Origin of the sequence: Soehngenia longivitae (assembly GCF_004684055.1) — a bacterium.
GTDB classification, from domain to species: Bacteria; Bacillota; Clostridia; order Tissierellales; family Tissierellaceae; genus Soehngenia; species Soehngenia longivitae.
The window spans coordinates 1-22,209 of record NZ_SRIB01000009.1 but is presented as its reverse complement, the minus strand read 5'-3'; the positions used below and the strand labels follow the sequence as shown (position 1 = coordinate 22,209).

Below are 22,209 nucleotides of genomic sequence, written 5' to 3'. Positions count from 1 at the left end.
CAGCTCACCTATAATTGTTTAAGAAACTTTAGTTCTCTTTCTGTTAACTCTCTCCACTCACCAACTTTTAAATCACCTAATTTAATTTCGCCTATCGATACTCTTTTTAAACGCTTAACAGGATGACCAATCATTTCACACATTTTTTTTACTTGATGATTTCTGCCTTCATATATTTCAATAGAAAGTACAGCATCGTTATTAATTTTGTCAACAACGTAGGCTCGTGCTTTTGCAGTTTTTTTATTGTCAATGATTATTCCATTTCTTAATTCATCTAGTTCTAGTTCATTCGGTATTCCCTCTACTGTTGCTAAATATTTTTTATAGACTTTTTTGCTAGGGTGCATTAATTTGTTAGCTATATCTCCATCATTAGTTAGAAGAATCAACCCAGAAGTGTCATAATCTAATCTACCAACTGGGTAAATACGCTGTTTTATGTCTTTAGTAAGATCCAAAACTGTTTTTCTGTTTTTCTCATCTTTTACACTTGTTATGACTCCTGACGGTTTATTTAAAACTATATAAATTTTATTATTATCAAGTTCAATTAACTTATTGTCAACTTTTACTTTATCTTTCGATATGTCGACTTTAAAACCCATGTCCGTTATCAAATTATTATTTACAGATACTCTCCCATCTGCAATCATCTGCTCAGCTTTTCTTCTTGAACAAACTCCAGCTTTCGCAATGAACTTTTGTAATCTTATTAAATTTTCATTGTCTTTTTCACTCGTCATACTTATCTCCTGATTTTCTTAACTCCTCAATATTGGGCAAATCTTCAATACACTCTATTCCAAAAAATTTTAGAAATTCATCTGAAGTACCATACAATATAGGCTTTCCTGGTCTATCTAGTCTACCTATTTCTCTGATTAACTTTCTTTGCATCAATGTTTCAATGCTCTTATCGCTCTTCACTCCTCTGATTTCGTCAATCTCCATTTTAGTTATAGGCTGTTTATAAGCAATTATAGATAATGTTTCTAAAGATGCATTTGAAAGATTTCTTTGATTTCTTGAAATTACAACTGCTTTGATAAAATCATAATGTTCTGGTCTGGTTGATAGTTGATAAGAGTTATTTATTTTAATTATTCTAATACCTCTATTTTGTTCCTCAAATTCAACTTTCATCTCTTGTAAATATTTATTAACGTCTTTTACAGATATATTAACTACTTTTGATATTTCCTTATCTTCTAAGGGATCTCCAAACGCAAATAGAAGTCCTTCAATAATGGACTTCAAATTTCTCTCATCCACTTCTATCTACCCTCTCTATGACTATATCTTCACAGTCATTGCTTTGATAAGCAACTATAAATTTCTTCTTAAGCAACTCTAATATAGCTAAAAAATAAGCTATTGCATAACTTTTAGTCTGTATTGTAATTAATTCACTAAAAGTAACTGTGCTTTTGTTTGATAACACTCGGATTATATTATCTTCACAAATCTCTTGTTTTATTTCAGGATATCGAATCAACTTGACAGATTCTTCAGCGCATTTTTGATCTTCTATCCGCTTTATAATGTGGTTAAATGCTATTGATAGTTTTTCTAAATCGATTTCTTTTAATTCATCAATTGGATCTGTATACTCACTAAAATCTTCCTGCATTTTATAAAAAGACTTCAGATGATTTTCTTGCATTGTTTTGAGTATTATGCTCAATTCTTTAAACAACTTATATTCTTCCAGTTTTCTTACTAAATCAATTCTAGGATCAATTTCCATTTCTACTCCATCTTGGAATACTTTCTCAGTTGGTAATAACAATTTAGATTTTATCTCAAGCAATATGGATGCCATTACGATAAACTCACTTGCTATTTCAATGTCAATTTCATTCATTTTTTGAAGATAATCTATAAATTGATCTGTAACCTCATGAATAGGAATATCATATATATCAATTTCATTTTTATCTATTAAATTTAATAAAAGATCCAACGGTCCCTCAAATGCTTCAATTCTTACTTTATACTCCATAATAACCTCATCAGTACAAAATCCTAATAATACCGTTTAATGATATATTTATAAGAGGAACTAATATTTTATTTATAGTATTAGTCATTATCAACAACAACAGAACAAAATAAAAGTATCTTTCATATTTGTAAAATAGATACTCTAGTTTTGTAGGCAATAGACTAGCAACAATTTTTGAACCATCTAAAGGTGGAAAAGGCAAAAGATTAAAGATTCCAAGCATCAAATTATACCACATTGCAATTAAAAACATTTGATATAAATAATCATTTGATATATCAAAATTAATTATTATAAATCCAAATAATATTGCTAATATGAAATTGGTCAATACGCCTGCTACAGAAACTATAATCATATCCCTTTTCCTGTTTTTGAAATATGATGGATTAATTGGAACAGCTTTAGCCCATCCAAATTTAAATACAAGCATAAATAAAAAACCAACTGGGTCAATATGCTTTATTGGATTTAATGTCAATCTACCTGCGTTTTTAGCTGTTGGATCTCCAAGTTTATATGCTGCATATCCATGTGCTAATTCATGAAAGATTATGGCTATTAAAAGCCCTGGTAAACTAATCAAATAATTCATTTAAACCCTCACTTATTGTATTACTTCATATACATATGGTTTGGGTTCTGGTAACTCGTCTTTAATTGTATATGCATCATTTATTTTTTTAGTAGCTTCTTCTACATTATCAAAGTCAGTATGAAGTTCACACAAAACCTCACCTTTTCTAACATAGTCGCCAATTTTCTTCTTTAAGCTGATACCGGCTCCATAATTTATAGAATCCTCTTTAGTTTTTCTTCCTGCCCCTAATAACATTGCTGAAATTCCTATAAGTTCAGCATCAATTTTATTTACATAACCATCAACTTCCGAATATACACAGAAAGTATTTTTTGCTTTTGGCAATAAATCTGGGTTGTCAACAACTTCTGGATTTCCACCTTGAATTAGTATCAATTCTTTTAACTTTTCTAAAGCTAATCCTGAGTTTATCTTGGTTTCTAATTCCTTATATGCTTGCTCAAAATCATCAAATGCTCCTCCTAATAAGCACATATAAGAAGCAATCGTTAGAGCTACTTCTGTTTCATCCTTAGCTCCTTTACCGGATAACACTTTTATCGCTTCCTTCACTTCATTGCTATTGCCAACTTCATGCCCAAGAGGTTGATCCATATTTGTGATGATAGCAATTGTATTTCTATTCAAATTTTTCCCTATAGACACCATTGTTTTCGCCAATTCTCGTGCTTCATCTATATTTTTCATAAAGGCACCAGAACCAACTTTCACGTCTAAAACTATAGCATCAGCACCCGAGGCTATCTTTTTGCTCATTATCGAACTTGCAATCAAAGGTATACTATCTATAGTAGCAGTTACATCTCTAAGAGCATATATCTTTTTATCTGCAGGTGTTAAATTAGCTGTTTGTCCAACAATAGCCATCTTGTAAGTATTTACATTTTCAATAAATTCCTCTGGAGATAATTCCACTCTAAATCCTTCTATTGATTCAAGTTTATCAATAGTGCCTCCGGTATGGCCTAAACCTCTTCCGCTCATCTTAGCAACAGGTACTCCACATAATGCAACTAATGGAATAACAATTATGCTAATTTTATCTCCAACTCCACCTGTAGAGTGTTTATCAACTTTAACTCCATGAATTCTAGATAAGTCAACTGAATCGCCTGAATTTACAAAGCTTTCAGTCATATTAGCTATTTCATCATAGTTCATCCCGTTAAAATAAATGGTCATCAAAAAAGCTGCCATTTGGTAATCAGGTATTTGACCTTGAGTGTATCCTTGTACCATAAAGTCGATTTCTTCTTTAGTAAGTGGATTATTTTTTTTCTTTTTTTCGATTATATCAACTGCCCTCATAATTTTCTCTCCCTTTCAGATAATTTAATAGCTTTGAATATTTGAATCTTCTTTTAATTTAATAGCTTTGAATATTTGAATCTTCTTTCATTAAATTTGCCATAAAAGAATTTCTTATGACTTGAGGTGTGACAGGTTTATCTATTATACCGTTTGCATAAGATTTTATTATTTTCCATAAACCTTGCCTTGTTAATCTTTCCCCCAAATAATTAATAAATAATGGTTCGCTATCATCATACTCTTTTCTAAATTCTCTTAAGTAAATTTTAATTGCATCTACAATATCATTAGGTAAATTTATCAATTTAAAACTGTCATTTCTTTTAATTGATATTGAGTTATTAATCAAGTCAATATCTTTTATAGATAATTCACTTAATTCAGAAACTCTAAGACCGGTAAAATATGCAACTTGTAAAATAATTTTATCTCTTAGCCCTTTTTCGGTCTTTGTATCAGGCATGCTTATTAATTTTATAATATCTTGTTCCTCAAGAATTTTAGGCTGTTTCTTCTTTTTTCTGGGAACTTTTAAATTGTATGTTGGATTTTCACTTATCAATCCATGATCCTCTAAATAATCATAAAAGGACCTTATACTAGCCAAATGCCTTGATATTGTAGCTGATGATTTCTCTAACTTTTGTAAGTTTAACAAATACATCAACACATTTGTATTGTTTGCTTCAATAATGTCAACTTCACTCTTTAACAAAAATTCTTTATACCGTTTTATATCGCTTAAGTAAGCTTGAATTGTATTTTCACTTAAATTTTTCTCATTTCTTATATAATTTAAAAATTCCTCTACATGAGCTGATCCCATCCCACTTCTCCTTTACTTATTGATCAAATTATAATAATAATTTATGCCAACTATTGTCTTGCTATCAACTATTTCACCAAGTTTGATCATTTTCATCAATTCCTCTAAGCTGTATTTTTCTACATCTATATATTCGCCAATCTCAAGCTCTTGTTCGCCCGGAGTGAGACCTTGTGCAAGAAAAAGATATATTTTCTCATTACTGAATCCAGGTGAAGTATAGAATTCCATTACATATTCAATTTTATCTGCGATATATCCTGTCTCTTCTTTTAATTCTCTTTTTGCAGATTCAATCGGTTCTTCATTTAATTCTAATTTACCAGCAGGTATCTCCAATAATACTCTGTCAATAGCTTTCCTATACTGTCTAATTATAATCAATTCGTTCTTTTCATTGACAGCAATAATAGCCACTGCTCCAGGATGCTCAACAATTTCTCTCTTTGAGTATTTTTTATCCGGCAATTCTACAGTATCTACTCTTAAATTTAATATTTTACCATCATATATCCGTTCGGATTTCATGGTTTTTTCTATATATGGCATCATGTACCTCCATTATAAATTTAATTCGAGCTTATTATATCATATTAAACAAATCAATGCTTAGCATTCGTCATTTCTAGCATTTCTTTGGCATGCCTTAAAGTAGTATCTGTTATAGAAACACCTCCTAACATTCTAGCCAACTCTCTTATTCTTTCCTCAAAAGACAATTTAGATACTCTTGTGATTGTTATATTATCCTCTGATGACTTATATATAGAAAAATGTGAATCCGCTAAGGCAACAATCTGAGGCAAATGAGAGATTGCAATAACTTGATGGGTTTTGGATATTTCTTTAATTTTTTCTCCAACTAATTGAGCAGTTCTCCCACTAATACCAGTATCTATTTCATCAAAGACTAAAGAAGGAATATTGTCCCGGTCTGCAAAAATAGCTTTTAATGCTAGCATAATTCTAGACATCTCTCCACCAGAAATTATCTTAGATAAAGGTTTTAATTTTTCACCTAGATTTGTCGAAATTAAAAATTCAATTTCATCAATGCCATTTCTTGAAATAGTTTGTCTCTTGTTAAAATTCACAACAAAATTTACATTTTCCATATTTAAAAACAATAATTGTTTTTTAATATTCTCTTCAAGTTCTTTTGCAACATTTTGGCGATATTTAGTTAACTTATTAGATTTGTTTATTATATTTTTTTCTAGAATATTTAATTTTTCATCAAGAATCTTTAGTTCATTTTCGAGATTTGTTAATAACTCATATTTTTCTTCTAAATTATTTTTATAACTTAGAATTTCATTTATTGAATTGCCATATTTCTTCTTTAATGAATTTATAGTATCTAATCTTTCTCTAAGAAATAATAATCTTTCTTCGTCATAATATAAAGAACTTAAATAATTATTAATCTTTAAAGACAACTCGCTGATTTCAAATCTATAATTTTGCAATTCATCGTAATAGATTTGAAAAACATCATCTAACTTAAGCAAATCTTTAAGTTGTGAGAGACTCTTATCGATCATATCTAAAGCATTTTGTTCCAAATAATCTCCCTTTATATAATCCAGAGCTTTATTTCCATACTTAAATATTTCTTCTAAATTGTTAATTTTTTTATACTCATATTCTATATTTTCATCATCAGAAGTTAAACTTGCTGAGTTAATCTCATCTATTTGGTATTTTATTAAATCTAGCTCTCTTTCACGCTGTATGCTGTCGATTTCCATGTCTTTCTTTTTTTCTCTAATCGCTAAATACTCATCATAAAGCTGGTTTATTTCAAGTAATAGTGATTTTGATTCATCAAATAAAAACGAATCTAATATTTGTATGTGATTCTTTTCATCTAATAAAGATTGGTGTTCATGTTGTCCAAATATGTCTATTAAATTTGATGTAATCGCATTTAATACATTATTTGTAACTGTTTTATTGTTAACTCTAGCTATGCTAGGTTGACCAGCATATATTTCCCGAGATATCACCAGTAACTCGTCATACTCAATACCAAATTCATCTAATTTATTTTTAATATAGGAATCCACATAAAACAAAGCTTCAACATATGCTGAATCTGAACCAGTTTTAATCATTTCTTTATTACTTCTTCCGCCAAGCACAACTCCTAGAGCTTCGATTATAATTGATTTCCCTGATCCTGTTTCTCCTGTCAAAACATTAAAGCCATTATCAAAATCGATAGTTAAATTATCTATGATGGCAAAATTCTTTATATGTAGTTTCCTAAGCATATTCTCACCTACTATAATTGTTCATGTGCATTTAATACCACTTCTTCTGCACTATTACTCGTTATTCCTTCTTTTCTATTTAACATAATAAGAAATTCAATATTTCCAGTTGTTCCTTTGATAGGAGAATAAGTCAATTTTTTAGCATATAGGCCAATAGTTTTAGAAAAATCAATTACTTTATTTATTGTTTCTACATGAATATTTTTATCTTTTATAATTCCTTTTTTCCCAACCTTGTCTTTGCCCGCTTCAAATTGTGGCTTTATTAGAGCTATAATAATGCCATCATCATTTAATAGTTTTTCAGCTACAGGCAATACCAATTCAAGACTAATGAAACTTACGTCTATACTTATAAAATCAATTTTATCTTTTATTGTACTTATGTCAAGTTTTCTTATATTTGTACGTTCTAGCACAACAACTCTGCTATCATTTCTTATCTTCCAATCAAGTTGGCCATATCCTACATCAACTGCATATACTTTTTTTGCACCGTTTTGAAGCATGCAATCAGTAAATCCACCAGTTGATGCTCCAATATCCATACAAATTTTATCAACTAAGTTTAATTCAAAATACTCAATAGCTTTTTCTAATTTTAGTCCGCCTCTACTAACATATTTTAATGGATTTGATTTTATTATAAACTCAGTATCATCTGAGTATAATTCTCCCGGTTTTTCTACTTTGTTTTCGCCAACATAAACTACACCTTCCATTATAACTCTCTTAGCCTTTTCTCTTGAATCAACTAAAGCTTTTTCATATAACAGTACATCTGCTCTTTTTTTTTGCATAAAATACTCCTTATCTTATTTGTTACTCTTATTATTCTTTTCCGGGAAAAATTTTATTTTAAAAGTAATTTCAATGAATTTTAAAATTTTTGCCAACCAATAAACAATTCTTTCATCGTTATTCATTGCAATACTCTTGCCTATACCTTTGCCACCTACTGTCATAGATGCAGTAAAAGCTGTCAATAATATAGTTATTATTGTGATATTTATAAATGAGAAACTTTCGACAAGTTTGATAACTATACTTGCAGAAATAGCTCCAGACAATATTCCACTTATATCTCCTATAACATCATTACAAAAATTACTTACTTTCCCAGCATTTCTAACCAATTTAATTGCAATTTTAGCTTCCGGAATTTTATTAGCTGCCATCGCATGAAAAGGTTTCTCATTTGCACTTGTCACCGCTACTCCAACAACGTCAAATATAATACCAATTAAAATTATCACAAGCAATATAATGAAAGCTACAACTAAATCAAATCTTTTTACTAAACTTTCAGAAAAAATTGACAATATTATCGAAATAACAAAAGTCCATATAGTTATGGGAATTACCCATTTTAAATTATATTTATTATAAAAATTATCTTCACCTATTTTTGACATAATTCCTCCTGGTAATGTATATATGTAAAAAAGCTGACAGCACTGCTATCAGCTTAACGAGTGGTAATAACTAGAGTAAATCTTACGGCTTTAGGTCCAGCAGGATTTCCCTGACAAGAACTGCCCGTCGCCGGTTCAGCGGTTTCCCTTTAATCTCGCCACTGCTTTGTCGCCAAAAGCAAGACTGGATTGCCACTTAGTCCGCACTGTAATCCCCTAGTTATCTCAACAACGTGAACAGTCTAGGAGTTTTCCTCTACAGCCATACTATTTCCTATCCTCTTTTGCAGGTTAGGTTTCGATAACAGAGAACTAAAGTTTCGGGCCCTGAACCTTTAATTCTGAACTTATCATCCGCACTACCCCACTCAAGGCAAGCTACTCTGCAAATTTAATTTGATGTTTTTGTTGCAGGTTTATCATAGTATAGTACTATTTATCACTATACTATGTCTCCACGAAGGTAGGGTCTACGCCCGCATGCCATTGCAGATCGCCCCATCCTTCTTACTCCTTATGAAAGCCCACGACTGGGCGTCGCAAGCCAAACATAAGGAACTTCATCGATATGCTCTTTGACGGATTTTTAGGCCCGCCCTCAGAAATAGCTGAGCTGACTAGAATACTGTACCACTATAACTATAATTAGTATAACATAATTTCTTGTATTTTTCAACTTTTAAATATTTCGATAAGCTAATTTGTTGACTAATTCTTCAAAAAAAGAGGTGTTTAAATTATCTAATTGTGATAATAAGTTCAAACATTTTTCATTTGATTCGTTAATTAAATTTATTAATTGATCTTTTGAATGATATTTTGACAGTGTCAACTTATTAATTTCTTTATCTTTATCCAAATCTAAAATATCATCTTGAATTTGATATGAAATCCCTAAATATTTGCCAAATTCATCTAATATTAAGATTTGCTCATTGTTTGCTCCGCCGAGTATAGCCCCAGTAGAAATACTTGCTCTTATCAATTCAGCTGTCTTTAAAGAATACATGTACATTATTTCGCTTGAGTTTAATTCATCTTCACATGTATCTATAACTTGACCTAAAATCATGCCAGAATATCCAGCAGCCTTTGATATTTCATAACCTGCTCTTCTTACCCGATAATCATTTATCTCCATAGTTAATTTCAAAATTGTTTCGTAAGCTAAATTAAATAGCGCATCGCCTGTTAAAATAGCTAAAGATTCTCCAAACATCTTGTGGCTAGTAAGTTTTCCTCTTCTATAATCATCATTATCCATGGACGGCAAATCGTCATGAATCAACGAATAGGTATGAATCATCTCTATCGAAGCCGCAAATGGCAAAGCTATTTTTAAATTGTTTGAAAACAAAGTATATGACATGAGAAATAGCATGGGTCTTAATCTTTTTCCTCCAGAGAAAAGGCTGTATTTCATTGATTCATATAATCTTTCTTGATACATTTTTTTAGGTGCTATAATGCTTTCTAGCTCGTTATCTAATAAAGGTATATACTCTTTAAATAATTCTTCAAGCATAATCATTCTCCCTATACTCGTCATTAAAATCAACTTCACTTATTTTATCATCTTCTTTGAGAAGAACTTTTACCTCCCCTTCAAATTTATCTAAAGTACTTTTGCAATACTCATAAAGACTCATTGCTTCCTTGAACTTCATAAATACATCGCTCAAATTTAAACCACCATTCTCTAGTTCATCAAGAATCAAATTTAATCTCTCGTATGCTTTTTCATAGGTCATATCTTCATTATTCACGAATATCTCCCCTTTTTAGAAATTGATTTTACCTCTGTATTAACTTCTCCATCTTTTAAATTAAGTTTTAAATTCATTCCATTTACAACAGTTTCTACACTAGTTACTATTTTCCCATTTTCATCAGTTATTAGTGCATATCCTCGTTGTAAAACATATTCAGGATCATATGAATTTAGTTTTATTTTTTGTCTTTCTAAGTTTATATTTTTCTCATCAATTGTTTTATTTACAATAAAAGTGATTTTTTGAATTGTATTATCCAATTCAACTTTTTTATCATCTAAGATAAACTGTGGATTATAGAATTTTAAAGCTTTTTCAGTCCTATGCAAATCACTTGTATACTGGAATAAAAAATTTAATACTGTTTTTATTATACTATTTCTCATTTCTTCTATTTTGCTCAATAGAACATTTATATCCTTTACCGCTAATTCTGCTGCTTCTGATGGTGTAGCTGCTCTTAAGTCGGCTACAAAGTCTGCAATGGTAAAATCCGTTTCGTGTCCTACTGCTGAAATTATGGGTTTATGTACATCATAAATTGCTCGTGCTAATCTTTCATCATTAAATATGAATAATTCATCGATGGCTCCGCCGCCTCTAGCCAATATAATAGTATCTATATCTTCTATAGAATCTAAATATGAAAGTCCTTCAATAATTTGGTCAATAGCTTTTTCTCCTTGTACTTGAGAGGGATATATTATTATATTAACTGGAGGAAATCTTCTTTTAATTATCCTCAAAATATCTCTGATTACAGCTCCTGTAAGTGATGTAATTATACCTATTTTCTTAGGATATTCTGGAATTGATATTTTATGATTTACATCAAACAAGCCTTCTTTCTGTAACTTTTGTTTTAGTTCCTCAAATGCTGTATAAAGTTCTCCTATGCCATCTTTTTGAATTTTTTTTACATATAACTGATAAATACCATCTTTCTCATAAATAGATATATTTCCCGATGCTATAACTTTCAATCCTTCTTTTAATTCTATATCAGATGATTGAACATAGGATTTAAACATCACACATTTTAATTTTGAATTCTCATCCTTAAGATTAAAATAAATATGCCCACTAGCATAATGCTTAGATAAATTTGAGATCTCCCCGACAATGCTAACTTCAGGCAGTAAGATATCTTGAGAAAATATTTTTTTTATATAATTGTTTATCTCAGTTACCCTTAAGGGCTTCATATTAATCCTCCCAGCCAAGTTTATATTTGCCCAAATATGCAATGCCTACTGCATTGTCAGAAGATAGATTTTTTTCAGGAAAATATATTTTAGCCTCATAAAAACTATTGGACAAATAATTTTTAATTATATTATTTGAAATAACCCCACCAACAATCAAAACACTTGATATATGATGTATAGATATAGCTTCTCTGATTAATCTATCTATAAAAAGAGCAATATTAAAAAATAATGTATAAAAAATATCTTCAGTTTTGTATTTATTGCTGTCAATTAATTTTTTATAGAAATTTTCTAAACCTGATAAATTTACCCATATTGATGCTTGAGGTTTAGGCAAATCAATGTTTAAAATTTTTCCGTTTCTTGAAATTTCCTCCATTCTTCTGCCACATGGGAAACTTATTCCAGCATAAACACCAATTCTATCGATAAGCTGTCCAATACTGATGTCTTCCGTTCCACCTAAAATAGTTGTGTAAAAATTGCCAGCATTATTTACAAGAACTACTTCAGTTGTTCCGCCAGATAAATGTAAAGCTATAAATACATCTTCAAAGACATCATTTGTATATATTAAAGAAGCTATATGCCCTTCTTGATGACTAAATAATTTTATAGGTATATCATTTAAATGTGATATGACTTTAGCGTAACTTAAACCAACATTAAAAACAGGCATGTAAGAATTTGGTAGTTGTCTTGGTTTTATGCTTACCGCTATAGCATTTACCTTATTAATGTCAAAATCAGTTTTTTCAAACAATAATGGTATGTTTTTCACATGCTGAAATACAGCTTCCTGCTGTCTTAAACCTTTCTTGCCATATGGAACATCTAAAATAATTCTCCTATCCTCCAAAATTGTACCATCGTCATTTATAACAGCAATAGATGAAGTATAATTGCTTGTATCTATACCTAAATATAAGTCATTCATAATTAATCCTTAGCCCTCACAAAGCTACCTAAGACACCATTAATGTATTTAAAAGCATCAGGAGTACTATACTTTTTAGCTATTTCTATGGCTTCATTTATTGATACTTCAACCGGAATATCTTCTCTGTATATGATTTCATAAAAAGCAATTCTCAAAATAGATAAATCAACTTTAGGTAATCTATCTAAAGTCCAACCTTCGGTATATTTTTCAATCAATTTATTAATATTCTCTAAATTATCAATTACTCCATAGGCAGATTCTTGTAAGTAACCAATTTCACAATCACTCATATCAAAATTATCCAAAAAATTAATTACTTCTTCCTTAGAAAAATTTTTGTTTAAATCCATTTGATAAATTAATTGCATTAGTGCTTCACGAGTTTGTTTTCTTCCCATATTTATCCCTTCTAATCATTGTCAATAGTTTCACTAATCTCTTCTTTTCCTGTTATTAAATTCTCTATGTGCACATTTATTTCTTTTACATTCAAATCCGTCATCTGTTCAATTGAGTCTTTAACTTTATTTTGAATATCATAGCCAACTTCATTAACCTTATATCCATATTTTACTGAAATGAATAAATCAATAGTCACGTCACTATCTTTAATTTCAACTTTAATACCTTTTGATATATTTTTTCTGTTGATTATATCAGCAATCCCGCCACCAGTATTTGATAGTTCTACCCCTTCAATTGAAGAGATTGCCTTAGCAGCTATAGATAATAAAACATCTTTTGATATTTTTATATTCGCATTATTTACATCTTCAATGTATTCGTTTTTAGACAATTAAATCCCTCCTCTTGAAACAATTATACCAAAGCCATTTTCTGTTTACAATTGTCATGACATATGTGTTTTTAATATTAGAAGCCTAAAGCTAGGCTCTAGGCTTCTAATATTAGTCTTGTTTTACTTCTTCATCTTCCATATACTCTTCTAAGCCATAATTGTCTTTATTACAATCACAGCTACCATCTCTGCAGCATTGATCATCATCATATTCTTCAAAATCAAAATCGTCATCGTCAAATTCGTAGTCACTTTCGTCACCATAAATGTCTTCTTCAACATCAGCTAAATCTTCATCTATGAAGTTAACATACTCTTCTAAATCCATATGATCTTCAATTAAATCATCAATAACATCAGAAAAATCCTCTAAAGTCTCAACAATACTCAATAACAACTTTCCTTCTTTTGTGTTATCATCAATTCCTAAACCATCTGCAAGACCTTTTAAATAAGCTACCTTTTGTGCTAAATAATCCATTTAAACCCCTCCTATACTCTTGATAAGTACTCACCAGTTCTTGTGTCAATTTTTATGATATCTCCCTCATTGACAAATAATGGTACATTAATAGTCATTCCTGTTTCTACAACCGCATTCTTAGTCGCTCCTTGAGCTGTATCACCTTTAACTCCCGGTTCTGTCTCAATTACCTTTAGTTCAACGAAATTTGGTGGCAATACTTCAAAAGCTTTACCTTGATAAAATCTAATAATAGCTGTATCATTTTCTCTTAAATATTTTATTGCTTCTTCTACAGCAGTATAATCTAATGGTAATTGTTCATAAGTATCATTATCCATAAAATAATACAATTCACCATCTGAATAGAGGTATTGCATCTCTTTTGTTTCAATTACTGCTTTTTCAAATCTCTCTGTTGGATTAAATGTAACTTCTTTTAGCCCTCCTGAAAGTACATTTCTTATCTTTGTTCTTACAAAAGCTGCTCCTTTTCCTGGTTTAACATGTTGGAAATCTACCACTTGGTAAACATCTCCGTCCCAGACGAAAGTTACTCCTTTCCTAAATTCACCTGCTTGTATCAAAATATTCCCTCCTAATCTCAATTCATTAATGATTTCCTAAAATATTATATCAGTAAGTCATATGTCTAACAAGTTAAATGTTTTGTAATTGTCAATAATCTCATTAAATATAGTTTCATCATTCTTGTTTGTGAGGTCAATTTTAAAATGGCAAGCATTTATATACAGTTTTTCTCGAAGAATAGACATATTACTCAATTGTGAAAATAAATCACCTTTGGTATTTAGTAAAGGCCTTTTGATATGACTATTTTTTAGGTTGTTGCAAATATTATCTAATGTATCATAAAGGAAAAAAACTACTGCCTCAGATCTCATCAAAGTAATATTATCTTTATCTAATATGATACCCCCTCCAGTTGAAATAACACAATTTTTTTTAGTCAGGGCTCTTTTAAAAACTTCTTTTTCTTCTTTTCTAAAATACTCTTCTCCAAACCTAATAAAAATATCCTCAATGCTCATTTTGTTTTTCTCAATGATCAATTCATCAGTATCAACAAAATCAAAATTGAGTTTTTTAGCTAATTTTTTCCCTTTTACAGTCTTCCCTACTCCACTCATACCTATCAATACTATTGCTTTCATATTTACTCCATTCAATAAACAATTTTACTATTTCTCAATTCACCTTTTATGTAAAAAGGCAAATATATTCCATATTTATTCATTATCTCAGGTGAGTACTTTAATTCTAATCCTTCTGGTATCTCAAAATTATCACTTGCGATTAGCTTCCCAGTTATTATAGCACTTTTACCATCTTCAATGTATATTTTCCCTCCATTTAAAATGATTATTCCATTGAATTTGAAATTATCTACTATGTACACATCACCTTCAACATAGATTATACCTTTAAAATAATCATTATTATTATCAGAGTCTATTATCAACTTTACTTTATCATAATTAGCTTTATTTTCAATATATATAAAAGCTTCATCATTTAATAGATTGTAGTTGTCATAAGCCTCTTTCCTATAAACATGGTACTTATTGCTATCTATTCTTTTTAATGTGATTTCTTCACTATGATATAAAGAAATGGATTTCATACCGCTTTTTAGAGGTGGTATTAGATAATTATCGTTTAAACTTGCCCAAAAATCATAAAATTCTTGTTCTAAATCTGATCTAGATGTAAATGTCGAATTGTTTAGAAATGATAAATTATTAAATGTGAATATTTCATTGACAAACTCAATTTGAGCGTTTAAAAATGCACTGTAGTTCTTAATGGGGGATTTTATGACAACATCCATAATAGTTTTATTATCATCCAACTTATATTTTATATTTGCAACTGTTGAGACTCGTTTATCGCTTATGTTTAAGTTGATTGTGTCTTTATAATCTCTTAGTGGTGCATTGCAATATTTAATTATGGATTTATATATTTCACTTTTATCGTCATTTAAATCATTTATTAAGACATTTAGAACTGTTTCTAAATCATAATTATTCTGTAATTTATCTCGAAGATTATTTTGTAAATGGCTCTGCATAACTGCCATGTGAGATAAGTACAGACAAATCATGAAAACTACAAGCATCGCAATCAAAGCAAAAACCGTTATAGATCCTTTTCTCATTTTGCCCTCATCTAATTATTTTATTTTCTACATTTACTGCACTTCTCACTTTAAATGTAGTTTTATCTCCAAAAGTAAGGTCTAAATAAACAACGTTATTATCTAAATTTAGTCCTGAATCTCCAATATCACTTACTCCTAAATCGAGCTTATTATATCCATCAAATTTTGAAATTTCTGGTAAATTATTTGAACTTGTTTTATGACTAATCCTTACAATTTCCTTTCCTGTGTAGTAATATGTAATGTATTCATTTATATCGTCGCTTTTGTTTAAAATAACAAATTTAAAATTGTAAGGATATGTGATGTCTAAATTTTTTATCAAATATGATGGTAAAATATAGTCTCCACTTCTTATCTCATCAGAAATATATTCAACTACATAAGTACCGCTTACTAAATAATCATCTGCCTCATCTTCAATGCCCATAGCATTTGTAGAGAGAAAAATTAAATTGTATATTCCTAAAACTAAAATAGAAATTATTGCAAGAGAAATAATTAGCTCAATTAATGTAAAGCCATCATTCGAAAAATCTTGAGCATTCAAGTGTTACCTCCATGTCATGGAACATATTGTTTTTTATAGTGCATGTATAAAAAATCAAATTCCCTTCTTGTTTAATTAATTTCAGTTCACATTGGTATTCTTTTCCAATTTTATCATTATCAAACAAATAACTACCTTTTTCTATCAAGTTTTTCAATACATTGTTATTTTCAGATGTATCTGATTTTAATTCTTCTATCACTTCTTGGCATAAATATGTCATTAATAACTTCGCTTCTACTTTATCAGTATTTTTGAAAGATATATTTAGTAAATTATAGCTAGTAATGCCAATAAGCCCAAATATAGCTAAACCTACGACCACCTCAATAAGCATGTATCCTTTCTTATACATATATTCACCTAATCGTTTTTATATTTATTCTACCTGTAGCTACACTTAAAGTTATATTATACTTTCCGTGAAATCTAGTATCAAATTCAATTGTAGCAGCACTAGAAGGAGCTCCTGTGGTTTTAAATTCAATGCTACTTCCTCCTGATGTCAAATATCCATTAGAGGTATTTATAGATTTTAAGTTTACTCCTTGCTGAAATTTATATTCTTTTACTACTTTATTATATTGAATTATCTTATATCCATTATTAGAAATATCAAAATTAATAACAATCGGCGAGTTTTCAATCAATGCTTTAGCTCTCACGTATTTAATATCTTTTTCAAATTGTTTTACTTCATTGTATTCTCTGTATTTGTGCAGAAATGAAAGATTCGGAACGCTAAAAAGCAATAAAATTGAAAATAGGGCTAACACTGTAATTAGCTCAATGAGTGTATAGCCCTTTCTCTTAGACATCAGTACCTCCACTCGTTTAAATGATATAACATATATGAAGCTTCTGCTCTAGTGATCTTATTATTCATATTATCAAAGCTTTTAGATCTAACCGTCTTATCGTACATCATCTGAGTAGCAATGTCAGCCCATTTAAAGTTTTTATTTTTAGTTACCCTTTGAATAATGAGTTCTACTTCCTTATATGAAATATTGTCATTGGGTCTAAAAGTTCTATCAGGATAACCTTTGATGTATCCCATTGATAAAGAATAACTGATTATCCTATCATAATTTTCAAATGTCTTATAATCTTTAAAATAGGTTGCATTCTCTACATAGCCAGGTAATGTCCAATCTTCAATTCTACTTAAAAGTATCAAAAATTCAGCTCTTGTAATTTTATTTTCTGGTTTAAAAGTCTCGTCAGGGTAGCCTAAAATTATATTTCTCCTTACCATAGTATTGATTTCGTCTTTAGCCCAATGAGTTCTTGTGTCTATTAAAGTTTTCAAGCTATTATCAATGAAAGCCGCATATATACTTTCTTTATTTGTGATTGTGCTCGGCATAACTGAAGCTTTTATTTTTCCTTCAGTTGCTAAAGTCGGTAAATAGTACCATTTTTCATTGACTAATTTGTAAATTCCTACTTTATCAGGTTTTCCATAATAAGGGAATTCAATATCTATGAGTCCTTCATTATCTAACGATATTGAAGGATTATCAAGTTTAACCTTGAATATATCTGATACTAAAGTCATCCCGTTGGTATTAAAATATTCGCTATATTGATTTTCTAAACTGACATAAACATCTTTGTAAAAAACGCCAGCTGGTATGGTTACACTAAATCCATTATTATGTGCTATATTATCTCCTGAAATTCCAATGATTTTATACACAGTTCTGTTTTGAGCTTCGCTTGCGGCTAGTGATCTATAGGTCTGATTATAAGATACTTCGTAATTGGCAATAAAGCCTTGTATAAAAGCATCTTTGTATTCATTGGTATCTTTAGTTAAATTAAACATAGTTACAATTTCTTCATCTGTAGGTAAATCTCTCTTGTAATTTATATTGTATTTCATCATGAAGTCCCGTTCTGCAAGTGTTTTTCCCATGATATTACCGGCGTTATTCCCGTCGCTTAATCCTTGTGACATGCTTGTTCTAACTGGTTCTATAAGTGCCTTTTCGTAAGCCTCGTTGTATCCCTTTTCAAAAGCAACTTTAAATGTCTCTAAAAATTTAATTCTGTACTCAGCATTCATCACTGTTAAATTGTATTTTGTTACTATCTCTGAATCAGAAGGCAATCTATATTTCCAATTGCTACTAACCCCAATTTTATAATCTCTAGCACCAAAGCGAGTTCCTTCTGCATTCCCTAATGCCTCTGCATAGTTTACTGAAGGAGATACACCATTCAATGCATCATTATAGCCAGCTTTAAACCCTTCACTATAATCTTTCCAACCATTAGTTGCATCTTTTGGTACATATCCATCATAACCATTTAATGCATGAATAGTGAGTGCATTCTCAGCATTAAGAGCAGTTCCATATTTTGCAAAATATTCTCTACCAACCGAGTATCCTGCATCATAGTCAGGACTGTATGCACCATAAGCTACTCCCGAAAAAGTCAGGAGGAGTATAATAACTGATAAAAAAACTAATTTATTCCTTTTCATCTTTACCCTCCTATCTCTTTTTCAATACTAAGATTCTTCCAGGTGCAAGAATTTCACCTGATGATATGTTGTTATTCTTCATGATCTCGTTTTTATAATCAGCTGTTCCATAAAATCTCCTTGATATGTCAATAACTGTATCTCCTGAAACCACTTTGTAAAAAAAGTATTCGCTTGTCTCTACCCATTCAGTTTCGTAGTGGTGTGGATAAAACACTTCTAATTTGTCAAATAGAATTACACCAAAATCGTCAGTATTTTTAGGAACTTCATAATATATGCTTGTAATGTTTATTGGATACAATGGAAGTTCTTTTGGTAAATCTATCTTTATATTCTTCCACCCTAACCAAGATATTCCTTCTTGAATATTTAGATGAATAGCATCGCCATTATTTGTTACTAATCTTACTCCTAGATTTCCAGGACTATATGCAAAAGAATAAACCCACAGCGATAATTTTTCAGGAGAATAGTTTAGTTGAATTTTTTGGTTTGTCATATCTAAATAAACTCTATTCTCATCTTGCAAAGCAATTATATTATATTCAAGTCTTGCTGAATATTTTCCAGATTGTTTAATTGTACTATTTAAAGTATTTCCACTAACATATTCATGTGATGGAATGAAGAAATAATTTTTCACTTCAAAATCGTTGATTATATCTCCCTTTACTTCTATCTCTCCTTCTGATTCACCTGGTGTTGTTCCTGTTTCACCATTTTCTCCGCCTTCTTCTGGTACATTGCCATTTTCTCCATTCCCTGCTGAAGTGGCAAATCCTTCAAAGCTATCGATTATATTGTTATCTTCTGAATTATCAGCAATATCTACAAATATTACATTTGGATCTTCTTCTACTAATCCTTCTAAACTATAGACTTTAAAACTTAAATTACCAGAAACATCTTCATCGTCAATCCTATCCATAGATAGGTTTTCAATAGACATCCTGCGAGGACTCTCTTTTATGGTGCTTACTAATTCGAGCATTCCATCATAATTACTCTTAAATGGAATAGTAACATCCATTCGTTTTACATCGGTATCACCAATTGTTTCTGTTGCAGGCTCACTAAATGAAAAATCAGATATTTCCACATTGTCATATGGCAATAAATCATTTAATAAGTAAATAATTTGAGCTTGATCAAGTGCAGGAAAATAATTTTTTAAAATTTCATTTCTTTCTCTTTCAAGCATCTGCCACTCTTTCTTTATGTCCGCTTCCTTTTTCATCATTGTATTTATTTCTTCTATTTGAGTGTCTAAATCATATTTTTTAGTTTCAAGTTCAGTTATTTTTGCAGCCTGGGGTGTTAATATAAAATAGTTGCCGAGAAAAATAATTAATGCAATTCCTAAAATGGCCAATAATACTTTTTCATTTTGTGTTAATGGCCTATTTAATAGTGATTTTCTTTTATTGACCTTCTTGGCCTTCTTGTTCTTCTGTTCCGTCTTCTTGTTCTCCTGTTCCATCTTCTTGCACCTCCTTGATTCCGACATTCATATCAAATCTATAGTATGAATCGACTTTTGTGATGCTTGGAACAAAAGCACTAGTAATGATATCTATTGTTTCCAAACCCTTTTGAAATTCTGCTATCGAATACTTATCCATTGCAAAACCAGATACATTTAGGCTTGTATTTGAAGCTTGTAAAGTCGAAATGAATACGCCTTCAGGCAATTTTTTACTAATTTCTTTAAAAAGAGCAGGTGTAATATTTTCGTTTTCAACTATATTTTTATCAAGTGCTATGATTTTTTCTACTTCTGTTTTAAATAGAGCCACTTCTTCATCAAATTTTTTTATTTCATTTACTTTTTCAACCGTATTTGGATCATTTACAATCTCTTCACGATACTTTACGTCTTTGCTTAAATTTGATATTTTTATTTGGTTATATACGCCTAAAATCAAAACAGTAATCAATGAGAGCGCAACTAAAAAATATAAAATAGTTGTAAAATTTAACTTTGTACTTTTTTTTTCTACATAAGGTTCAAAAAAATTTAGATCTTTCATTTTTTCACCTCATCTAATCTTATTAGACCGCCAACAGCTGAAGCAAAGAGATTTAAACTAGATGGAAGCTTTACATTTTCCATATTTTTTAAAGCATAGGAGTCAATATCAAAAAATTCTTTAAATAAGTCTGCTATACCATCCATTTCAGCCCCTATACCTCTTATTACGAAGTAATTTATTGGGTTTGTATTTTCTCTAGATCTATAGTATCTCAGTATGAGTTCTATCCTTTCAAATATTTCATAGAGTTCTTCTTTTGCTATTCCATAAAAAATTTGATCATTCTGGTCTGAACTATCTTTTAATTTATTGAATGAGAAAAATTTCTTGTATATATTTTCAGTTTCTATACCAGCAATTTGTGATTCAATGTTATTTAAACAATCTTTAATAGTCTTGTCTATTATTCTAGATATTTTTAATCTTTTATTGTCCACTATAACAAAATCTGTTTGCTTTAAACTTAAGTTTACTACTGCCACACTGTTTAATTTTGGGACTAAAGTATTTATTCTTCCTCCATAATTTATTAATTTATTTATTGCGTTACCTTCATAATCCATAACAGCTGGCTTTAACTTGCATTCCTTAAATAAGTTCATATGAGCTTGAATTAAGCTATCTTTAATCCCTATAAGTAAAACTAATTGTTTTTCGAGCCCTTCATCAATTATAGTCCCTAAATCTAAATATTTGACTACATAATCTTCTGTATTCACAGGTATGTACTCATCTAATTGATATGAGATGATTGAATCAAGCTCATTCTTTTCGACTTTAGGGAATGTGGCTTCTCTCATAATAACCGAGGAAGAATTGATTACAGCTATCGCTTCATTTGTATTGATTTTATTTAGAGATAACTCATTTTGTATAGTATATGCCAATTTCTCCATATCAAGTATCTCGCCATCGTCATAAACATTATCTTCAAGCTCAACTCTAAACGCTTTATCAACGATTACAATTTTCTTGTTGAATTTCCCAGAAACTATATTTAGACTATCTGGTGTAAAATTGATGCTTACCATTTTTTTGGAATTAAAAGAGACCAAATATTATCCCCCCTTTGTAGTAAATAATCTAGCTCGTTGCAGAACTCTACAACTCGCATATTTACTGCCTTTGTTTATATTGAAATGGCTAGATTCCCCCCATTTTGGGTATATATACAGTGTCAAAATGTGTATAACTCAAAACAAAAACAGAAAGGAGAATCTTATGCCAGTTTCAGCTAAGCAATTAAATCTTTGTGATATTTCTAATGATTTTGATAAGTTTTATAATCAAAATCAAGATGACTTTCTTTCTCTATT

General features: G+C 30.0%; 27 protein-coding genes. All 27 read right to left on the bottom strand.

Translation table 11 applies throughout. The features are described 5' to 3' along the window. Positions 1-8: 8 nt before the first annotated feature. A complete protein-coding gene (locus E4100_RS06965; protein ID WP_135271319.1) occupies positions 9-746 on the bottom strand; it encodes a pseudouridine synthase in 738 nt (245 codons plus the stop codon). Further along, positions 736-1,275, bottom strand: coding sequence for an SMC-Scp complex subunit ScpB (gene scpB / locus E4100_RS06960; protein ID WP_135271318.1), 540 nt, complete (start codon positions 1,273-1,275; stop codon positions 736-738). Before scpB ends, E4100_RS06965 begins: the two co-directional genes overlap by 11 nt. Further along, positions 1,268-2,005 (bottom strand): segregation and condensation protein A, encoded by a 738-nt coding sequence (locus tag E4100_RS06955; protein ID WP_135271317.1) that lies wholly within the window; start codon positions 2,003-2,005, stop codon positions 1,268-1,270. The genes scpB and E4100_RS06955 overlap by 8 nt, the downstream gene beginning before the upstream one ends. A 10-nt stretch (positions 2,006-2,015) precedes the next feature. Then, positions 2,016-2,603 carry a site-2 protease family protein gene (locus E4100_RS06950; RefSeq protein WP_135271316.1) on the bottom strand — a complete coding sequence of 196 codons (588 nt, stop codon included), beginning with the start codon at positions 2,601-2,603 and terminating at the stop codon, positions 2,016-2,018. Between the two features lie 12 nt (positions 2,604-2,615). Next, on the bottom strand, positions 2,616-3,917 hold the full coding sequence (locus E4100_RS06945) for a pyrimidine-nucleoside phosphorylase (protein ID WP_135271315.1): 1,302 nt from the start codon (positions 3,915-3,917) through the stop codon (positions 2,616-2,618). A gap of 58 nt (positions 3,918-3,975) precedes the next feature. Further along, positions 3,976-4,746, bottom strand: coding sequence for a tyrosine-type recombinase/integrase (locus E4100_RS06940; RefSeq protein ID WP_135271314.1), 771 nt, complete (start codon positions 4,744-4,746; stop codon positions 3,976-3,978). Between the two features lie 12 nt (positions 4,747-4,758). Continuing rightward, complete coding sequence (locus E4100_RS06935; RefSeq protein WP_135271313.1) at positions 4,759-5,295, bottom strand: NUDIX hydrolase; 537 nt, start codon at positions 5,293-5,295, stop codon at positions 4,759-4,761. Positions 5,296-5,348: 53 nt separating this feature from the next. Continuing rightward, positions 5,349-7,022 carry a DNA repair protein RecN gene (recN, locus tag E4100_RS06930; RefSeq protein ID WP_135271312.1) on the bottom strand — a complete coding sequence of 558 codons (1,674 nt, stop codon included), beginning with the start codon at positions 7,020-7,022 and terminating at the stop codon, positions 5,349-5,351. 11 nt (positions 7,023-7,033) lie between these two features. After that, entirely contained in the window at positions 7,034-7,825 is a 792-nt protein-coding gene (locus tag E4100_RS06925) for a TlyA family RNA methyltransferase (RefSeq protein ID WP_135271311.1), read from the bottom strand. 15 nt (positions 7,826-7,840) lie between these two features. Then, on the bottom strand, positions 7,841-8,440 hold the full coding sequence (locus tag E4100_RS06920) for a CNNM metal transporter family protein (RefSeq protein WP_135271310.1): 600 nt from the start codon (positions 8,438-8,440) through the stop codon (positions 7,841-7,843). A 679-nt stretch (positions 8,441-9,119) separates the two neighbouring features. Continuing rightward, positions 9,120-9,965 (bottom strand): polyprenyl synthetase family protein, encoded by an 846-nt coding sequence (locus E4100_RS06915; protein WP_167792099.1) that lies wholly within the window; start codon positions 9,963-9,965, stop codon positions 9,120-9,122. Beyond that, a complete protein-coding gene (gene xseB, locus E4100_RS06910; protein WP_135271308.1) occupies positions 9,958-10,206 on the bottom strand; it encodes an exodeoxyribonuclease VII small subunit in 249 nt (82 codons plus the stop codon). Before xseB ends, E4100_RS06915 begins: the two co-directional genes overlap by 8 nt. Beyond that, positions 10,203-11,417, bottom strand: coding sequence for an exodeoxyribonuclease VII large subunit (gene xseA / locus E4100_RS06905; protein ID WP_135271307.1), 1,215 nt, complete (start codon positions 11,415-11,417; stop codon positions 10,203-10,205). The genes xseB and xseA overlap by 4 nt, the downstream gene beginning before the upstream one ends. Position 11,418: 1 nt before the next feature. Then, positions 11,419-12,360, bottom strand: a complete 942-nt coding sequence (locus E4100_RS06900; protein ID WP_135271306.1) for a hypothetical protein — start codon at positions 12,358-12,360, stop codon at positions 11,419-11,421. Positions 12,361-12,362: 2 nt separating this feature from the next. Next, a complete protein-coding gene (gene nusB, locus E4100_RS06895; protein WP_135271305.1) occupies positions 12,363-12,764 on the bottom strand; it encodes a transcription antitermination factor NusB in 402 nt (133 codons plus the stop codon). 11 nt (positions 12,765-12,775) lie between these two features. Continuing rightward, positions 12,776-13,162: an Asp23/Gls24 family envelope stress response protein gene (locus tag E4100_RS06890; RefSeq protein ID WP_135271304.1), complete on the bottom strand. Its 387-nt coding sequence runs from the start codon at positions 13,160-13,162 to the stop codon at positions 12,776-12,778. 112 nt (positions 13,163-13,274) lie between these two features. Further along, the gene (locus E4100_RS06885) at positions 13,275-13,646 is read right to left on the bottom strand and encodes a CD1247 N-terminal domain-containing protein (protein ID WP_135271303.1); all 372 of its coding nucleotides are present in this window, start codon (positions 13,644-13,646) and stop codon (positions 13,275-13,277) included. 11 nt (positions 13,647-13,657) lie between these two features. Beyond that, on the bottom strand, positions 13,658-14,215 hold the full coding sequence (efp, locus tag E4100_RS06880) for an elongation factor P (RefSeq protein WP_135271302.1): 558 nt from the start codon (positions 14,213-14,215) through the stop codon (positions 13,658-13,660). 57 nt (positions 14,216-14,272) lie between these two features. Further along, on the bottom strand, positions 14,273-14,803 hold the full coding sequence (locus tag E4100_RS06875; RefSeq protein WP_135271301.1) for a shikimate kinase: 531 nt from the start codon (positions 14,801-14,803) through the stop codon (positions 14,273-14,275). Positions 14,804-14,814: 11 nt separating this feature from the next. Beyond that, complete coding sequence (locus E4100_RS06870; protein WP_135271300.1) at positions 14,815-15,810, bottom strand: hypothetical protein; 996 nt, start codon at positions 15,808-15,810, stop codon at positions 14,815-14,817. Between the two features lie 7 nt (positions 15,811-15,817). Next, the gene (locus E4100_RS06865) at positions 15,818-16,363 is read right to left on the bottom strand and encodes a prepilin-type N-terminal cleavage/methylation domain-containing protein (RefSeq protein WP_135271299.1); all 546 of its coding nucleotides are present in this window, start codon (positions 16,361-16,363) and stop codon (positions 15,818-15,820) included. After that, positions 16,338-16,718, bottom strand: a complete 381-nt coding sequence (locus E4100_RS06860; protein ID WP_135271298.1) for a type II secretion system protein — start codon at positions 16,716-16,718, stop codon at positions 16,338-16,340. Before E4100_RS06860 ends, E4100_RS06865 begins: the two co-directional genes overlap by 26 nt. 4 nt (positions 16,719-16,722) lie before the next feature. Then, positions 16,723-17,181 carry a GspH/FimT family pseudopilin gene (locus tag E4100_RS06855; RefSeq protein WP_135271297.1) on the bottom strand — a complete coding sequence of 153 codons (459 nt, stop codon included), beginning with the start codon at positions 17,179-17,181 and terminating at the stop codon, positions 16,723-16,725. Then, entirely contained in the window at positions 17,181-18,857 is a 1,677-nt protein-coding gene (locus tag E4100_RS06850; RefSeq protein ID WP_135271296.1) for an S-layer homology domain-containing protein, read from the bottom strand. Before E4100_RS06850 ends, E4100_RS06855 begins: the two co-directional genes overlap by 1 nt. Positions 18,858-18,867: 10 nt before the next feature. Further along, positions 18,868-20,340 (bottom strand): LysM peptidoglycan-binding domain-containing protein, encoded by a 1,473-nt coding sequence (locus tag E4100_RS06845; protein ID WP_167792098.1) that lies wholly within the window; start codon positions 20,338-20,340, stop codon positions 18,868-18,870. Continuing rightward, on the bottom strand, positions 20,282-20,890 hold the full coding sequence (locus E4100_RS06840) for a PilN domain-containing protein (RefSeq protein ID WP_135271294.1): 609 nt from the start codon (positions 20,888-20,890) through the stop codon (positions 20,282-20,284). Before E4100_RS06840 ends, E4100_RS06845 begins: the two co-directional genes overlap by 59 nt. Continuing rightward, complete coding sequence (gene pilM / locus E4100_RS06835) at positions 20,887-21,948, bottom strand: pilus assembly protein PilM (protein ID WP_135271293.1); 1,062 nt, start codon at positions 21,946-21,948, stop codon at positions 20,887-20,889. Before pilM ends, E4100_RS06840 begins: the two co-directional genes overlap by 4 nt. Between the last annotated feature and the right edge of the window lie 261 nt (positions 21,949-22,209).

Excerpts from the sequence above, each read along its gene's own strand:
- E4100_RS06935 (WP_135271313.1), bottom strand. The coding sequence starts at position 5,295 with ATGCCATATATAGAAAAAACCATGAAATCCGAACGGATATATGATGGT.
- E4100_RS06915 (WP_167792099.1), bottom strand. The coding sequence starts at position 9,965 with ATGCTTGAAGAATTATTTAAAGAGTATATACCTTTATTAGATAACGAG.
- E4100_RS06860 (WP_135271298.1), bottom strand. The coding sequence starts at position 16,718 with ATGTATAAGAAAGGATACATGCTTATTGAGGTGGTCGTAGGTTTAGCT.
- E4100_RS06940 (WP_135271314.1), bottom strand. The coding sequence starts at position 4,746 with ATGGGATCAGCTCATGTAGAGGAATTTTTAAATTATATAAGAAATGAG.
- E4100_RS06965 (WP_135271319.1), bottom strand. The coding sequence starts at position 746 with ATGACGAGTGAAAAAGACAATGAAAATTTAATAAGATTACAAAAGTTC.
- recN (WP_135271312.1), bottom strand. The coding sequence starts at position 7,022 with ATGCTTAGGAAACTACATATAAAGAATTTTGCCATCATAGATAATTTA.
- E4100_RS06920 (WP_135271310.1), bottom strand. The coding sequence starts at position 8,440 with ATGTCAAAAATAGGTGAAGATAATTTTTATAATAAATATAATTTAAAA.
- E4100_RS06840 (WP_135271294.1), bottom strand. The coding sequence starts at position 20,890 with ATGAAAGATCTAAATTTTTTTGAACCTTATGTAGAAAAAAAAAGTACA.
- xseA (WP_135271307.1), bottom strand. The coding sequence starts at position 11,417 with ATGAAGCCCTTAAGGGTAACTGAGATAAACAATTATATAAAAAAAATA.
- E4100_RS06925 (WP_135271311.1), bottom strand. The coding sequence starts at position 7,825 with ATGCAAAAAAAAAGAGCAGATGTACTGTTATATGAAAAAGCTTTAGTT.
- E4100_RS06875 (WP_135271301.1), bottom strand. The coding sequence starts at position 14,803 with ATGAAAGCAATAGTATTGATAGGTATGAGTGGAGTAGGGAAGACTGTA.
- E4100_RS06955 (WP_135271317.1), bottom strand. The coding sequence starts at position 2,005 with ATGGAGTATAAAGTAAGAATTGAAGCATTTGAGGGACCGTTGGATCTT.
- E4100_RS06855 (WP_135271297.1), bottom strand. The coding sequence starts at position 17,181 with ATGTCTAAGAGAAAGGGCTATACACTCATTGAGCTAATTACAGTGTTA.
- E4100_RS06870 (WP_135271300.1), bottom strand. The coding sequence starts at position 15,810 with ATGAGAAAAGGATCTATAACGGTTTTTGCTTTGATTGCGATGCTTGTA.
- E4100_RS06900 (WP_135271306.1), bottom strand. The coding sequence starts at position 12,360 with ATGAATGACTTATATTTAGGTATAGATACAAGCAATTATACTTCATCT.
- E4100_RS06850 (WP_135271296.1), bottom strand. The coding sequence starts at position 18,857 with ATGAAAAGGAATAAATTAGTTTTTTTATCAGTTATTATACTCCTCCTG.
- E4100_RS06885 (WP_135271303.1), bottom strand. The coding sequence starts at position 13,646 with ATGGATTATTTAGCACAAAAGGTAGCTTATTTAAAAGGTCTTGCAGAT.
- E4100_RS06950 (WP_135271316.1), bottom strand. The coding sequence starts at position 2,603 with ATGAATTATTTGATTAGTTTACCAGGGCTTTTAATAGCCATAATCTTT.
- E4100_RS06845 (WP_167792098.1), bottom strand. The coding sequence starts at position 20,340 with ATGGAACAGGAGAACAAGAAGACGGAACAGAAGAACAAGAAGGCCAAG.
- nusB (WP_135271305.1), bottom strand. The coding sequence starts at position 12,764 with ATGGGAAGAAAACAAACTCGTGAAGCACTAATGCAATTAATTTATCAA.
- E4100_RS06945 (WP_135271315.1), bottom strand. The coding sequence starts at position 3,917 with ATGAGGGCAGTTGATATAATCGAAAAAAAGAAAAAAAATAATCCACTT.